This window comes from Pseudomonas sp. MDT2-39-1 (assembly GCF_054898085.1).
Map to the genome: position 1 here is coordinate 3,402,254 of NZ_CM142716.1, position 15,592 is coordinate 3,417,845.

Genomic DNA, 15,592 nt, shown 5'->3' on the forward strand with positions numbered 1-15,592 from the left:
AACCGCTCGCTTCAACGAAACGCCCGGCCTCTGCGACACGCAGACGCCGGGCGTTTTGCTGTGTGGTGTTTAACGCTAATCCACGTCCCGAATCAGCCGCCACGCTTCATCCACCGGCAACGGTTGTTTCATCCGTTCAGCGAGCATCGCCATCGCGCGCTCTTTGTCGCAGGCAACTGCTGCCGCGACCACGCCGTTCCTGCTGAACAAACCGATAAAAGGAGGATGGTCAGGGTTGCCCTTGAACTCGACTTCGTCCCAGGTTTCGGCATGGCCGAGGTAGTCGTAGTTTTTACCGAAGTGCCAGGTCCAGAAATACGGAACGTCGAGGTAGTGTTCGTCGCCGCCCAGCATGTTTGTCGCGGCGATGCGTGCCTGTTGCTGGGCCAGGCGCCAGTGCTCGATCCGTTGCGGCTGGCCGTTGAGCGGGAAGGTCGCGATATCACCCGCCGCCCAGAGCCCTTCGGCCACGCGCATGCCGTCGTCGGCCTGCAGTGAACGATCCTTTTCTTTGGGCAGATCGGCAAACGGTTCCGTTGCCGGGCTGACACCGATGCCGACCAGCACCAGGTCTGCTGGCAAACGTTGACCGTTTTCCAGTTTCACCGCTTCGACCTTGTCCGTGCCTTCGATCTGCGCGGCTTCGCTGTCGGTATGAAACACCACGCCGTTGGCCTCGTGCAGGGCACGAATCGCCTTGCCGACCGCTTCGCCGAACTGCTTGGCGAACGGCACCGTGTGGCGGGCCAGAACGGTGACTTGCAGACCGTATTCGCGCAGGGCTGACGCCGATTCCAAGGCAATGAAGCTGTCGCCGATGATCACCGCCCTTTGGCCTGGTTTCGCGGCGCTCAGAATCTGCGTCGCCTGATCCTTGGAGCGCAGCAGGAAAACTTGCGGCAAGTCGGCGCCGGGCAGCGCGAGGGGGTTGGGTGTGCCGCCGGTAGCGAGCAACGCAGCGTCATAGGTCAGCGACTGACCGTCAGCGAGTCGCAGTGTTTTGTTTACTGCATCCAGACTCGCCACTTCACCGTTGATTCGCTCGATCCGCTTCTCGCGGTAAAAGCTTTCGTCTCGTAGCGGCGGGACTTCTTCTGGCGGCATCTCCCCGGCAATCACGAATTTGCTCAGTACCGTCCGGTCGTAACCGGCCTCGGCTTCACGGTCGATCAACACGACGCGGCCGCCGAAGCCTTTCTCGCGCAATGCCGCCGCACCGGCCGTACCGGCGGCCCCGGCACCGACGATCACAAACGTGCGCTCATCATCGGCCGGCGGTGTGTGGGGATCCGATAGCGGCTGATCGTCGACCCAGACCTCGTCATCGCGCATTTCCAGGGGATAGCGCTTGAGACTGTCCAGGGCCGGCGGTTCGCACAACCCGCCGTCCTCGATCCGATACGCGGCCTTGTGCCACGGGCAGATCAGGCGCCCATGACACAGCGCACCCTCGGCCAACGGCGCCCCAGCGTGGGGGCATTCGCCTTGATAGGCGCGCAATTGATCGCCGACCCGCAGCAAAACGATTTTGGTGTCCGCGATCCGTACTTCCAGGCCTCGGTTTTCGGGCACATCGGCGAAACGGGCGACGCGGTGCAGGGCCATGATCACTCTCCAGGCAGGCGATTCACTTAAGAGTTTGGCGCTTAACCCGAGGTTCAGCCAATTCCCACTGCCACCGCATGAACGGTACCGCTATAGTTCGCAAGCCGAAGAAGGCCCCATCCGCACAAGGTGCTCCGGAATGACCCGATTGACCTCTCTGAACCCTTGGCTGGCGGCCGTTGCAGTCGCCCTATGTGTGCAATTTCCGGCGCAGGCCCAGGAGCGTTTCACCCTGAATATCCCGGGTGTCACGGATGACCGGCTGTTCACCTCGGCCGCCGCCAGCGATGCCCCGGGTTGCGGCGGGCACAACGCGTCACCGGCGCTGAACTGGAACACTGGCCCGGCGGGCACCTTGAGCTATGCCATCGTCATGCACGATCCCGACGGCCAGAAAGGTCAGGGTGTCGATCACTGAGTGCATTACGGCATCAAAGCCACAACGCACCAGATTGCGGCCGGTGTTGGCGCAAAATCCGCCCTTGAAGGCGTCGGCGGCACCAACAGCAAAGGCACCACCGGTTATGTCGGTCCTTGCCCGCCGGTTGGCGACAGTGCGCATCACTACATTATTCAGCTCTACGCCCTGGACCTCGCTCCGGACGCCTTGCCCTCCGGCCTGACGCGGGCGCAGTTGCTGGAGAAAATCAAAGGCCATGTGCTGAAAAACAGCAGCGTGGTGCGGCGTTATCACCGCTGAAGATAATTTTTCTGCCGGTTTAACCCGAACCTGAACGGGGGCTCGTCTCAGAGGATGAATGGATCAATTTCCTCCTGAGGTCAGCCCCCATGTCCCTCCCTCTGCATTTCCTCCGCCCGGCCGCCCAGGGTTTCGCCGTCGGGTTGCTGCTGGCCGTTGCCGGTTGCGGCGTTTCCTCTGAACCTGACTCCGCTGTGGTGTCGCCACCGGCTCAAGGTGCAATGACGACTGAGGCGCTGGTGCGCAACGAGTCCGTTGCGGCAGATGCCTCGATGGCCAAACGCAGCATTCGTCCGGCCCCCATGGCGGGCTTTGCGCCAGAGATGGCTGCGCCGGGTTATCGGGATGAGCAGCGCGAGCAATATCAAGCGCTGGCGGATAATCCGATTCACAGCGTGGCCGAGGCACCGGTCTCGACCTTCAGTGCTGACGTCGATACCGGCGCGTACGCCAATGTTCGCCGCTTGCTGAATCAGGGACGCCTGCCGCCCGAAGGCGCGGTGCGGCTGGAGGAAATGGTCAATTATTTTCCCTACGACTACGCGTTGCCCACCGATGGCTCGCCCTTCGGCGTGACCACCGAACTGGCACCGTCGCCGTGGAACTCGCATACCCGTTTGTTGCGCATCGGCATCAAGGCCTCGGACCGTGCGGTAGCGGAACTGGCCCCGGCTAACCTGGTGTTTCTGGTGGACGTGTCCGGCTCGATGGACCGGCGCGAAGGTCTGCCACTGGTCAAAAGCACGCTGAAGCTGCTGGTCGATCAACTGCGCGAGCAGGACCGGGTGTCGCTGGTGGTCTATGCCGGCGATTCGCGTGTGGTACTGGAGCCAACTTCCGGACGGGAAAAAGCGAAAATTCGTACAGCGATCGATCAATTGACCGCCGGTGGCTCGACGGCGGGAGCCTCGGGCATCGAACTGGCTTATCAGATGGCGCAGCAGGCTTTCATTGCCAAAGGCATCAACCGCATCCTGTTGGCCACAGACGGTGACTTCAACGTCGGCATCAGTGATTTCGACAGCCTCAAGCAAATGGCTGTGGATAAACGCAAGACCGGTGTTTCCCTGACCACACTGGGTTTTGGTGTGGATAACTACAATGAACACCTGATGGAGCAACTGGCCGACGCCGGCGATGGCAACTACGCCTACATCGACAACCTGCGCGAGGCGCGCAAGGTGCTGGTGGATCAACTCGGTTCTACCCTCGCGGTGGTGGCGAAGAACGTGAAGCTGCAAGTGGAGTTCAACCCGGCGCAGGTCAGCGAATATCGGCTGCTGGGTTATGAGAATCGGGCGTTGAAGCGTGAGGATTTCAGCAATGACAAAGTCGATGCCGGTGAAATCGGTGCAGGACACACGGTGACGGCGTTGTATGAAATTGTGCCCAAGGGTGAGAAGGGCTGGTTGGAGCCGCTGCGGTATGGCAAGTCTGAGTCGGCTGCTTCTGTTGCAACCGGGGAATTGGCGATGCTGCGTGTGCGTTATCAGCTGCCTGAAGGTGGGAACAGTCGCTTGATCGAGCGGCCGATTGCGGGTGCTTCGATCGGCAAAGCCAGTGATGACCTGCGATTTGCGGCGGCCGTGGCAGCGTTTTCCCAGCAGCTCAAGGACGGGCGCTATACCGGTGATTTCAACATGAAGGACACCGAGGCTTTGGCTCGCGGTGCACGGGGTGACGACCGATTCGGTCTGCGGGCAGAATTCGTGCAATTGGTGGAGTTGGCGCAGAGCCTGCGGACCACCTCCGCCTCCAACAGTGAGTCGCATAAAGGAGAGTACAACTGACATGTCTGCGCCTGAACCGAGCGACGAATCGCTGCTGGTCCGGTATCGCGCAGGCGACGGGCCAGCGTTCGAGATTCTCTACGCCCGTCATCGCCAGGGCCTCTACCGATTCCTCTTCGGCTTGAGCGGCAAGCCCGAACTCGCCGAAGAGGTTTACCAGGAAACCTGGCTGAGCCTGATCCGCAGCACCAGTCAACCACAAGGCCGGGCGAATTTTCGTACGTGGCTGTTTCAGATTGCCCGCAACCGATTGATCGATCACTGGCGCAAACATGGAATCCACAACCCTTTGCACGACACCTATGACGAACAAACCCACGCCGTGATTGATGAGTCGACCGACCCGGAGCAACTGCTGAGCCTGAGCCGCGACAGCCAGCGCCTCGAAGCCGCCCTGCAAAACCTGCCCGCCGACCAGCGCGAAGTCTTCCTGCTGCGCGCCCACGGCGATCTCGACCTGCCGCAGATCGCCACCCTCACCGAAACACCCCTGGAAACCGTCAAGAGTCGCTTGCGCTACGCCCAGCAGAAACTGCGTCGGCTGCTGACCGAGGAGGTACTGACATGACTGACGCCCGCAAAACACCGGAAGACGATGTGGTGAAGCATTTTCGTGAGCACGCGACCGGTGAACCACCGGCCCATCTCGACGCGTTCATTCTCACCGCTGCACACCGTGAAGCGCCTGCGCCGAAACCGAACCTGTGGCAACGCTGGGTCGAGGCCTGCCAGAAACCCCGTTGGCAAGTCGCGTTTGCCAGCCTTGTTGGTGTCGCGCTGATGTTGGCGCTGGTGCAACGTACGCCCGAGCAAGTGCCAGCGTTCGATTCCAGCCCTGCACCCAAAATCTCATCTTTTGCGGCCAAGAAAGAAGCCGCAGAAGCGCCTGCATCGGTTGCCCGCTCAATGGCTGCCCCGGCTGCCCCGGCTGGCGCGATGTCCGCGCCAGCGCCTGCGCCTGTGGCGCCAATGGCCGATTTTGCCGCACCCGCGCAGAGCGAATCGATCAGCGCTGACATGGCTGAAGAAGCGAAGGTCAGTAAACGCTTCGCGGCCCCGCCGAAGTTCCTCGACGATCAATTACGCGAAGTGATACGCCTGCAAAATGCCGGTCAGACTAAAGCGGCCGACGACCTGATGGCGACCTTGCACAAACGCTTTCCCAAGGAGAATCTCGTGCTCCGGCTTAAGAATCTGCAGAAAAACTGAGAGGCAAAGCGGACAGCGATTTGGCATCAACACCCGAAAGCGCGCACTATCGGCCTATAGCCGATGCGTTGGAGGATGCCGTGGCAAAAAAAATCGACCGCATCGCCCAAATGCTCAACTGCCCGGTCAAGGGCGAGGAATTGCGGCGTGCTGTGACTGAGAGTCGTAAGGAGTTTCTTCTGGCGAAGCAGGCAGAGGAGGCGCTGGAGGAAGACGTTCTTGATGATGAAGAGGTTGAGGACGAAGAGGATGATGAGTACGACGAGTTTGATTGGACGACGGAATGAAAAGCCGCATTATGCACCTTCCCGATCATGGCGGCTTGGCGGCTAAGCGCGCGTCATACACGGACTCGCAGAAGGTGCTTGATCGGGTTCAAGCTGAGGCCATTGCAGCTTGCCGTAGTGATCCGCGCCCAGATTTTGCTGCCGAAATAGTGTTTGCGGAGCTTTATGCGCTCATTGATGGCATCGAAGCTGAGCAAAACGTTACGTAGAGATCTCCATCGATTCGAAATTGCGCTGGGTGGAGGTCGAATTTAAGAATTTCAGCAGCAATTCTTGCGCACTACCCAAGAAACCACCCAAGAAAACTACCCTAGAACCACCCTGGAACTACCCAAGAAATGGGGCGAACTTGGCACGAGCCGTCGAACTGAACTGTCAAGTATTCCTTGATAGTTGCCTCTGCGTTCATAGGGGCACCACTGCTTATCTGTAGTTGACGAGACCTATTCAACCCTTATAATCGCCCACAACACGGCCCCTGTCGGTTGATGCGTTTCGGCGCTGAGACTGCTCAGGGGTTTTTTTTTGCCTGAATTTTTCCGCCTTACCAGTCGCGTTGCTGCCAGTCTTGATCGATCCCCATGCCGTCCAGGCTGAGATCCAGATGAGTCAGATCCGGGAAATCATTTTCTAGCAGTGCTTTCAAGCGTTTACCCCAGCTCGATGATGGGTTTATGACCTTCATCAGGTGCTGGGTGATGCACAAAAGCATGAACGGACGAGCTCGACGATGTGCGTCGTCATGGAAGGTAGACAATGCCGGGGCCTGCTCTGCTGGGGGCAGTTTCGGTTGATCTACGATGTTTCGATTCCACAGGCGACTGTGATGGGCGCACACGTTGCGTAGATAGTTCAGGCTTCGGAGCCAACTGGCGAAGATCCTGCCGTTGCTGACGCCGTATTCCTGCGAAATAGCGTCTTGATCAGCCTCTGTCATGCCGGCATAAAGGGTCGAAAGCGTACCGAAATCCCAAACCTCACACGCCACCCAGACCGCCAACGGAAGTCCGTACTTTTCCTTGTTGTGGCGAATAAAGTCTTCGTTCGAGCGATTGATCAACGCGGCGTGTTTACCGAGCCAGACATGATGTTTAGTCAGGCCTGCTTGGCTATCCAGGCGGGTTGAAAAGCTTTCATGGAACAACTCAGGCCGCAGGTAGGCAAACTTTTCGTGTTTGCCAAGCCCGTGGGAAATGTCCACTCGTAATGCAATTTCGATGCGCTCCAGGGCATCCAGTATCAATAGCCGCAGCTTCTTATCGAACACGTACAGGTCGACCGCATTCTGGAAGGTAGTCCCAGGCTTGAAATCATCGAGCGGTAGGCGAGTCGGCTTCGTTTTGGATGGCTTTTTACTGCCCTGCGGATCGAGTGGACAGCAGAGTTCAGTCCGCTCGCGAAAGGCAAACCAATAGCCACTGAGGCGGTAGTAACCAATACGCTCCAGATATTCCAGCGCTTTGGGTTGATCCGTCACCACCATCCCGCGAGCCAGTAGCAATTCGAGTTGCTCTTTATAGCTCTGCCACGGTTTGGGATAGCCGTGCGTCATGTGGTCATCATCCTTATTGCCAGGTTTCAGAAGTATTCCATCTTCCGCTACTGGCGCTTGTTGAAAGGTGTTTGGGATGGCCTAGGATCAAAGATAACCGACATAAATCTGTTCACCATTCTGTAATTGTCTATACGGATGGTGAAACAATTCAGCGCTGGTAAATTCAGCAGAGGGGGGACATTGTCGAGTCGCCGACTGCCGCTCAGGAATCAATCAGTGATCGATTACGCCACCCTAGATGCCATGCGAGCGCACCATCCAGCGTGGCGGTTATTGCGTTCGGATCATGCGCCGCTGGTGGTCAGCTTTCTGCATAGAGTGTTTGTAACTACTAATGTACGTGTCATATCCGCTACCGACTTGGCTGAAGCGTTGGAGGATGAGCTGTACGTATTGCGTCGACGGTTGGACGACGATGCCTTTCCCAAGCCGGCACTGTACTACCTGAATGAATGGGCTAGCCCAGAGAAGGGTTGGTTACGCAAATTCTATCGTCAGGGGTCTGACGAGCCGCAATTCGATCTGACACCCTCAACCGAGAAAGCAATTTCGTGGTTGGACACCCTGACTGAGCGTGGCTTCGTCGGCACGGAGTCACGACTATTAACCTTGTTCGAGCTGCTGAAGCAAATGAGCGAAGGCAGTGAAGCCGATCCTGGCAAACGCATCACCGAATTGCAAAAGCGGCGTGATGACCTCGATGTAGAAATTGCACAAATCCTGGCAGGCAACATCCCGTTGCTGGATGACACTGCATTAAAGGATCGGTTTCAGCAGTTCACTCAGTTGGCACGAGAGTTACTTTCCGATTTCCGAGAGGTCGAGCATAACTTCCGTTTGCTTGATCGGCATGTGCGCGAGCGGATAGCACTGTGGGATGGAGCCAAGGGTGCCCTGTTGGAAGAAATAATGGGTGAGCGAGATGCGATCTCGGACTCTGATCAAGGACGCAGTTTTAGAGCTTTTTGGGGGTTTCTGATGTCAAGCCGTCGTCAGGAGGAATTGACTGAACTGCTTGATCGTGTACTTGCGTTGGCGCCCGTAGCCGAGCTAAAGCCAGACATCCGCACTCGACGAGTACATTACGACTGGCTAGAGGCGGGCGAGCACACGCAACGAACGGTCGCTCAACTTTCACAACAATTGCGACGTTTTCTGGACGATCAGGTTTGGTTGGAGAACCGTCGGATTATGGACATCCTGCATGGCATTGAAGCCAAAGCCTTGAATGCACGTGCTGACCCACCCTTGGGCGAGTTCATGAACATCGCCGAATTGGCTGCGGATATTGAGCTGACCATGGAGCGGCCCCTGTATACGCCATCCCTCAAACCGGTGTTTGCAGAAATTGCTTTGCAAGCTGGAGAAGAGGACGTAGATGCGGATGCATTGTATTCACAAAAGGTGGTTGATACTGCACGGCTGGCAAGCCATATCCGTCACGCATTGCAGAATCGTTCACAAATCACACTGCGTGAGCTGACCGAGTTACAGCCCTTACAGGAGGGGTTGGCAGAGCTGATTGCTTATCTCCAGTTAGGCACCGATTCGTTCAAAATGGTAGTGGACGAAACTACACCTGAGTCTATTGATTGGCATGCGACGGCCCGCGATGGCGCATTAGTGAGCAAGCAGGCTCTGCTGCCACGCATTATTTTTGTGAGGTGAGAATGAGCGAAGAGCAAACCGCGCTTGGTGCTCCCATATATCCTGCCCAGATGGACCTTTCTACACTGGTAGTTTCGCTGCTAAAGGGAGTTATTTACCGTGAAGGCGATGAGCGTTTGTGGGGGACGCTTCTCGAATTGCAGGCTCGGATTCGTGATTACGTAGCTATTTTGGGACTTGACCTGATGCTCGATGAGGCTGAGGGCTACGCTTTCCTCAAGAGCCGACCCGAACTCTGCGAAGAAGACGTTGCTCTGAAGATTCCCCGACTGGTCGCCCGTCGCCCCTTGTCTTTCCCTGTCAGCCTGCTGTTGGCCCTTCTACGCAAGAAGCTTGCCGAGTTCGATGCCAGTGGCGGTGATACACGGCTAGTCCTGACGCGTGACGACATTGTCGAGCTGATACGAGTATTCCTGCCTGAGAGCAGTAACGAAGCAAAGCTTATCGACCAGATTGACACTCACATCACCAAGATTGTTGAACTGGGCTTTTTGCGTCGTCTTAAGACGGCAAGTGGATCGGTCAGCTATGAGGTACGACGCATTCTCAAGGCTTTCGTCGATGCTCAATGGTTGGCGGAATTCGACGCTCGGTTGGCGCAGTATCAAGCCCGCCTCGCGAGTGAGTTCGTGGGGCTGGAGGGTGGTAAGGATTAGAAAAGCGGGAGTGCAGAAGGACATGGAAGTGCATCTGCCGATAGCTGTGCATACTTAAGGAGATACACAATGAATGAACCGCAACCGTTAGGGTTGGACTTTGTCGGCGATGACACGTTGTCAGGCTTTCGTCTGCAGCGGCTGGAAGTGTTCAACTGGGGCACTTTCGACAACCGGGTCTGGACGTTATCGCCCGACGGCAAAAACAGTTTGCTCACAGGTGATATAGGTTCCGGAAAATCCACCCTGGTGGATGCGATCACCACATTGCTGGTACCTGCCCATCGTATCGCCTACAACAAAGCTGCAGGTGCCGATAACAAGGAGCGAACGCTACGCTCGTACGTCCTTGGGCATTACAAGTCAGAACGCAATGAGGTGACGGGTACGGCCAAACCTGTTGCCTTGCGCAATCACAATAACTATTCGGTGATTCTTGGCGTATTCCACAACGCTGGGTATGACCAGACGGTCACCTTAGCTCAAGTATTTTGGATGAAGGAAGCCCAAGGCCAGCCAGCTCGCTTCTTTGTTGGAGTCGAAAGAGATCTTTCAATCGCCAAGGACTTTGCCAACTTCGATTCGGATTTCGCGCTGCTACGTAAAAGACTTCGAACTCTGGGCGCCGATATCGAGGACAGTTTCCCCAAGTATGGCGCCTGGTTTCGGCGCCGCCTTGGTATAGACAATGATCAGGCGTTAGAGCTCTTCCATCAAACGGTGTCGATGAAGTCAGTAGGCAATCTTACCGACTTCGTACGTAGTCATATGCTTGAACCCTTCGATGCGGCGCAACGTATCAGTGCCTTGATCACTCACTTCGATGACTTGAGCCGGGCCCATGAGGCCGTGCTTAAAGCTAAGCATCAAGTGGAGCTGCTCGTGCCTGTGGTGAATGATTGCGACCGACACCGAATACAAGCAGCGGAGCATGAAAGCTTACGTAATTGCCGCGAGGCCCTTAAGCCATGGTTCTCGGAGCTCAAGCTCAGTTTGTTGGATAAGCGGTTGCAATCGTTGGCGGAGGATTTGGTGCGGTTGGCCAAGAAAAAAGAGCGCGGCACTGAACAACGAGACGGGCGGCGTAAAGAGGTAGAGTCTCTCAAGCGTGCGGTGGCAGATCACGGCGGTGCGCGGCTGGAGGAGTTAGCTGCGGAAATACACGAGTAGGAAAGCGAACGTGGTCGGCGACAACAACGTGCAAAGCGTTATGCACAATTACTTTCCGCATTGGGCGAGTCTCCCGGCAATGATGAAAATGAATTCATCCGACTGAGGCTGCGTACATCGGTTCACCGCGAAGAGATCGGCCAGCAGGAAGCCGATCTACAGAATCAGATCACTGAATGGGGCGTATCACTTCGTGAAGGCAAGCGTGAGCATGATCTGTTGCTCCGCGAAATCAACAGTCTCAAGGCACGGCGCAGCAATATTCCGTCGGCCCAGATTAACATGCGCGCATCCATGTGCAATACGCTGGGATTCGACGAAGAATCTATGCCCTTCGTCGGTGAATTGCTTCAGGTTCGAGAGGAGCATTTTGGCTGGGAGGGTGCTATTGAGCGCGTCCTGCATAATTTCGGTTTGGCCTTATTAGTCCCGGACGAGTACTACGCCCAAGTAGCGGAATGGGTCGACCGAACTCATTTGGCGGGTCGGCTGGTGTACTTTCGGGTTCGGTCGCCACGTCAGGCTGATACGCCAGATTTACACCCGGAATCATTGGTCAGGAAATTAAGCGTCAAACCCGATTCGACTTTTTATCACTGGTTGGAGCGTGAACTCGCTTATCGCTTCAACTATGCCTGCTGTGAGACATCAGAGCAATTTCGCCGAGAAACTCGCGCTATCTCCAAGTCTGGCCAGATCAAGATGCCTGGTGAACGTCATGAAAAAGATGACCGTCATCGACTGGATGACCGTAGTCGCTTCGTCCTGGGTTGGAGCAACGCCGCCAAAATAGCCGCGCTGGAGACTACGAAAGGCACTCTTGAACTACGGTTGGGCAAAATCGGCTCAGAAATAGCTGAGGGCGAAAAGCGTCGAGGGCAATGGCGTCAGCAACTGGAAGCATTGGCCGCGCTCAACGAGTTCAATGATTACCGGGATCTCGACTGGGCTAGCTGCGCTGCTGCCGTCGCGCGATTAGAGGATGAGAAGGCGCAGCTGGAAGCCGCCAGTGACACCTTGTTGCAACTTAGTGCCCAACTCGTAAAGGTGCAGGCTGAGTTGAGTGTCATCGAGAGCGACTTGTCGAATCTGGACAAGGAGATCGGTAGCGTCGGGTCGAAACATGAGTCTGCTACGGCACTGCACCTCGAAACGAGCAACCTACTGACTGACATCTTGACCGAAACCCGTTCTCGCTTAGATGAGTTGCGTGCGGACGTACTGGGCGATCACCAGCTATCTGTTGAGTCCTGTGACAACCGTGAAAGCGAGATACGCAAGGCACTGCAGGAAAGGATAGATGCCGAAGCAAAGGTGCTGGAGCGGCTTAGAGATAAGATCATCAAGGCGATGGCGGCCTTCAAAGAGGCCTACAAACTTGAGACGAGTGAGTTTGATGCAGACTTGAGCGCTGCTCCTGAATATCGAGATCTTCTTGATCAACTGAACCGAGACGATCTGCCGCGCTTTGAGTTGCGTTTCAAGGAATTGCTTAACGTCAATACAATAAACGAAATCGCTAATTTCAATGGTCAGCTCGCGCGCGAACGTGAAACCATCAAAGAGCGCATTGCGAGAATCAACGAGTCTTTAGGGCAGATCGACTACAACCCAGGACGCTATATCGTACTAGAGTCGCAGGTCAGTCCAGATGCCGAGATTCGAGATTTTCAGACCGAGCTGCGTGCCTGCACCGAAGGGGCACTAACGGGTTCCGACGACGCCCAGTACTCAGAGGTTAAATTTCGGCAGGTCAAAACCATCATCGATCGATTTCGTGGTCGAGAGGGTCTTTCTGAGCAGGATCGGCGCTGGACGACCAAAGTTACTGACGTGCGGAATTGGTTTCTGTTTGCCGCCAGCGAACGTTGGCGCGAGGACCACCGAGAGCACGAGCATTACTCCGATTCTGGCGGCAAGTCCGGAGGTCAAAAGGAAAAGCTTGCCTATACCATCCTAGCGGCAAGCCTTGCGTATCAGTTCGGTTTGGAGTGGGGAGCGGTGCGTTCGCGTTCGTGAGGGTGTAATTAGTTTTGTGTAAACGGTCATTTGGCAGGAGACTGCCTACCCCAAGGAAATCCAATGACCGAGTCAAAACCCAAGCGAGCCAAACGAGTCAAGCCTGATCCTGAGCTGGTTAAACTGGCCGACAGTCTGTTGGCCAATTACAAAAAGCCCGAAGATCTCATCGGCGAAAACGGCCTGCTCAAACAGCTCACCAAGATGCTGGTCGAGCGGGCCCTTGAAGCCGAGATGACCGAACACCTGGGGCACGACAAAAGCGCGACGATCACCAACACCGCCGCCAATGCGCGCAACGGTCACAGCGGTAAAACCCTGAAGGGCGACTTCGGCGAACTGCCGCTCGACATCCCTCGCGACCGGCAGGCGTCCTTCGAGCCGCAGTTGGTGGCCAAGCATCAAACCCGCTGGACGGGCTTCGATGACAAAGTCATCTCGCTGTACGCTCGCGGTTTGAGTGTCAGAGAAATTCAGGCGCACTTGCAGGAAATGTACGGCACCGAGGTCTCTCCCAGCCTGATCTCGGCGATTACCGACGCGGTGAGTGATGAGGTCAAACTCTGGCAGGCGCGGCCGCTGGACGCGCTGTACCCGATCCTCTATCTGGACTGCATTCACGTCAAAGTGCGCGATGCCGGCGCCGTGCGCAACAAGGCGGTTTATCTGGCCATCGGCGTCAACATGGCGGGTCACAAAGAGGTGCTGGGCTTGTGGATCGCTCAAACCGAAGGCGCAAAATTCTGGCTGCAAGTGGTGACCGAACTCAAGAATCGGGGCGTGCAGGACATCTTCATCGCCTGCGTGGACGGCCTCAAAGGCTTCCCTGAGGCGATTGAAACGGTTTACCCAAAAGCCGTCGTTCAGCTGTGCATCGTGCACATGGTGCGCAACAGTTTGAACTTCGTATCGTGGAAACGGCAGAAGGAAGTCGCGGCTGACCTCAAGCTGATTTACACCTCGGCCACCGCCGAGCTGGCTGAGCAACGGCTCTGCGAATTTGAAGCCAAATGGGACGCCGAGTACCAATCGATCAGCCTGTCATGGCGACGAAACTGGGCTCGGGTGATTCCGTTTTTTGACTATCCAGCCGAAATTCGCAAGGTGATCTACACCACCAATGCCATCGAATCGATCAACATGAGTCTGCGTAAAGTGATCAAAACGCGTGCGTCATTTCCGACCGACGAGGCGGTGATGAAGCTGTTTTATCTGGCGCTGAACAACATCAGCAAAAAGTGGACAATGCCGATCCGGGACTGGAAAGCGGCTTTGAATCGCTTCAGTATCCAGTTTGAAGATCGGCTGTTAACGGTTTAATAGAAATCCCGTTTACACAAAATCAGGGACACCCTCGCGTTCGTTCCGCTTTGTCGTTATCGACGAAGCCTTTGGGCGTGGTTCTGACGAGTCTGCACAGTACGGCTTGAGGCTCTTTCAGCAGCTCAACTTGCAACTACTCATCGTCACCCCCTTGCAGAAAATCCACATCATCGAACCTTTCGTCTCCAGTGTGGGTTTTGTTCAGAACGACGGTGGTCGGGCGTCCAAGTTGCGCAACTTATCAATCGAAGAGTATCGGTTGAACAAGGCAGACTTCTCATCATGAGCTGGTCAACAGCAAAGGATTTTGAGGATCAACTTCGACGTCTTTGGGAGCGTGGCGATTTGCTGCGTCCCCTTGTGATGGGTGATGCATGGACACCTCGACGATTAAAGCTGACAGCCCCAAGCTCTGGGGAGTTGAGCGGACAATTCGACTCGGTAAGGTCATGGCTTACTAGTATCACCACCATTCCCTATATCCGAATTGAATGGCGTGACGTCAATCACCGGGTTTTAGGTGCTCAACGTCTTCCCAATACCATCTGGGTGGACACTCTAGAAGCTGCAACTTCGCTGATTGGAAGGCGCGGAGATTTGAGGCGTTTTGTGGAGGTGCTCGCTCTTACGCGCCACGAACAACCTTCATTGGTCAATTGGCTGAGTGCGCGGCCGTTACTCGCTATCGAGCTTGCAGCGCAATGGCCCAATTTTCTGAAAGTAGTTAACTGGATCACCGAGCATCCACGTCCGGGAATTTACCTGAGGCAGGTGGACATTCCGGGTATTCACAGCAAATTCATCGAAAGGTACAGGGGAGTGCTTTGTGAGCTATTCGATTTGGTGTTGCCGGAGGAAGCCGTCTCTCTTGAGCAAGCGGGTGTCGGGAAATTTTCCGCTCGCTATGGCTTTCTAGGTAAACCGGTACGAATACGCTTTCGAGTGCTGGACGATCGGGTTGCTTTAATGCACGTCTTAATATTGCCCGACATTACGTTGGACTCGGATAATTTTGCCAGGCTGGATTTATCCGTGGAACATGTGTTCATTACTGAGAACGAAACCAACTTTCTCGCTTTCCCTCCCATATCGAACTCCATTGTGATTTTTGGAGCGGGTTATGGCTGGCAATCACTGGGGCGAGCCCGTTGGCTCTCGCGCTGCTCCATTCATTATTGGGGGGACATCGACACGCATGGGTTCGCTATTCTGGACCAACTGCGCCGCCGCTTTGATCATGTTGAGTCTTTTCTGATGGACCACAACACGCTGTTGGCCCATAAAGATCTATGGGGAGAGGAGGCCGATCAGGTTGTACATGACCTGCCGAACCTCACCGAAAAAGAAAGGGCTCTTTTCGATGAGCTGAGGGATAACCGAATCCAGAATGGCTTGCGGTTGGAGCAGGAGTACGTCAGCTACCAGTGGTTCCAAGCAGCGCTGGTAGCATTGGAGTGTGGGTGACCCACAAAAAAGCCCCAGACCCTACGGTCTGAGGCTTTCTCGCTTCTACTAATATGGTGCACCAGGCGGGATTCGAACCCACGACCACTGCCTTCGGAGGGCAGTACTCTATCCAGCTGAGCTACTGGTGCAAGCGGGCGCCATGA

Annotated in this window: 13 protein-coding genes, 1 tRNA gene and 1 pseudogene; 12 read left to right on the forward strand and 3 right to left on the reverse strand. The window is 55.8% G+C overall.

The window, feature by feature from the left end:
• Positions 1–75: 75 nt before the first annotated feature.
• Positions 76–1,605: an apoptosis inducing factor family protein gene (locus ACYZTM_RS16175; RefSeq protein WP_131060494.1), complete on the reverse strand. Its 1,530-nt coding sequence runs from the start codon at positions 1,603–1,605 to the stop codon at positions 76–78.
• A 139-nt stretch (positions 1,606–1,744) separates the two neighbouring features.
• Between ACYZTM_RS16175 and ACYZTM_RS16180 the strand changes: the two are divergent.
• The 6 genes and pseudogenes from ACYZTM_RS16180 to ACYZTM_RS16205 all read left to right on the forward strand — a co-directional run bounded on the left by ACYZTM_RS16180 (position 1,745) and on the right by ACYZTM_RS16205 (position 5,800).
• Positions 1,745–2,305, forward strand: a pseudogene (locus ACYZTM_RS16180) (YbhB/YbcL family Raf kinase inhibitor-like protein).
• A gap of 89 nt (positions 2,306–2,394) precedes the next feature.
• On the forward strand, positions 2,395–4,095 hold the full coding sequence (locus ACYZTM_RS16185) for a vWA domain-containing protein (protein ID WP_461983430.1): 1,701 nt from the start codon (positions 2,395–2,397) through the stop codon (positions 4,093–4,095).
• Position 4,096: 1 nt separating this feature from the next.
• Entirely contained in the window at positions 4,097–4,663 is a 567-nt protein-coding gene (locus ACYZTM_RS16190; protein WP_461983432.1) for an RNA polymerase sigma factor, read from the forward strand.
• Complete coding sequence (locus ACYZTM_RS16195) at positions 4,660–5,304, forward strand: hypothetical protein (protein WP_461983434.1); 645 nt, start codon at positions 4,660–4,662, stop codon at positions 5,302–5,304. The genes ACYZTM_RS16190 and ACYZTM_RS16195 overlap by 4 nt, the downstream gene beginning before the upstream one ends.
• Before the next feature lie 20 nt (positions 5,305–5,324).
• Entirely contained in the window at positions 5,325–5,591 is a 267-nt protein-coding gene (locus ACYZTM_RS16200; RefSeq protein WP_461983436.1) for a hypothetical protein, read from the forward strand.
• On the forward strand, positions 5,588–5,800 hold the full coding sequence (locus tag ACYZTM_RS16205) for a hypothetical protein (protein WP_461983437.1): 213 nt from the start codon (positions 5,588–5,590) through the stop codon (positions 5,798–5,800). Before ACYZTM_RS16200 ends, ACYZTM_RS16205 begins: the two co-directional genes overlap by 4 nt.
• A 335-nt stretch (positions 5,801–6,135) precedes the next feature.
• On the opposite strand, the gene ACYZTM_RS16210 is transcribed toward ACYZTM_RS16205, so the two are convergent.
• On the reverse strand, positions 6,136–7,143 hold the full coding sequence (locus ACYZTM_RS16210) for an Abi family protein (protein WP_461983439.1): 1,008 nt from the start codon (positions 7,141–7,143) through the stop codon (positions 6,136–6,138).
• A 219-nt stretch (positions 7,144–7,362) separates the two neighbouring features.
• On the opposite strand from ACYZTM_RS16210, the gene ACYZTM_RS16215 reads away from it, so the two are divergent.
• From ACYZTM_RS16215 to ACYZTM_RS16240, 6 genes are all read left to right on the forward strand, one after another.
• Complete coding sequence (locus ACYZTM_RS16215) at positions 7,363–8,814, forward strand: DUF3375 domain-containing protein (RefSeq protein ID WP_461983441.1); 1,452 nt, start codon at positions 7,363–7,365, stop codon at positions 8,812–8,814.
• 2 nt (positions 8,815–8,816) lie between these two features.
• A complete protein-coding gene (locus ACYZTM_RS16220) occupies positions 8,817–9,470 on the forward strand; it encodes a DUF4194 domain-containing protein (protein WP_461983443.1) in 654 nt (217 codons plus the stop codon).
• Between the two features lie 69 nt (positions 9,471–9,539).
• Positions 9,540–10,640 carry an ATP-binding protein gene (locus tag ACYZTM_RS16225; RefSeq protein WP_461983445.1) on the forward strand — a complete coding sequence of 367 codons (1,101 nt, stop codon included), beginning with the start codon at positions 9,540–9,542 and terminating at the stop codon, positions 10,638–10,640.
• Between the two features lie 60 nt (positions 10,641–10,700).
• Positions 10,701–12,659: an ATP-binding protein gene (locus ACYZTM_RS16230; protein ID WP_461983447.1), complete on the forward strand. Its 1,959-nt coding sequence runs from the start codon at positions 10,701–10,703 to the stop codon at positions 12,657–12,659.
• Positions 12,660–12,722: 63 nt separating this feature from the next.
• Positions 12,723–13,979 carry an IS256 family transposase gene (locus ACYZTM_RS16235; RefSeq protein ID WP_461964636.1) on the forward strand — a complete coding sequence of 419 codons (1,257 nt, stop codon included), beginning with the start codon at positions 12,723–12,725 and terminating at the stop codon, positions 13,977–13,979.
• A 285-nt stretch (positions 13,980–14,264) separates the two neighbouring features.
• Entirely contained in the window at positions 14,265–15,446 is a 1,182-nt protein-coding gene (locus ACYZTM_RS16240) for a Wadjet anti-phage system protein JetD domain-containing protein (RefSeq protein ID WP_461983449.1), read from the forward strand.
• 54 nt (positions 15,447–15,500) lie between these two features.
• On the opposite strand, the gene ACYZTM_RS16245 is transcribed toward ACYZTM_RS16240, so the two are convergent.
• Positions 15,501–15,577: transfer RNA gene (locus ACYZTM_RS16245), tRNA-Arg, on the reverse strand.
• Between the last annotated feature and the right edge of the window lie 15 nt (positions 15,578–15,592).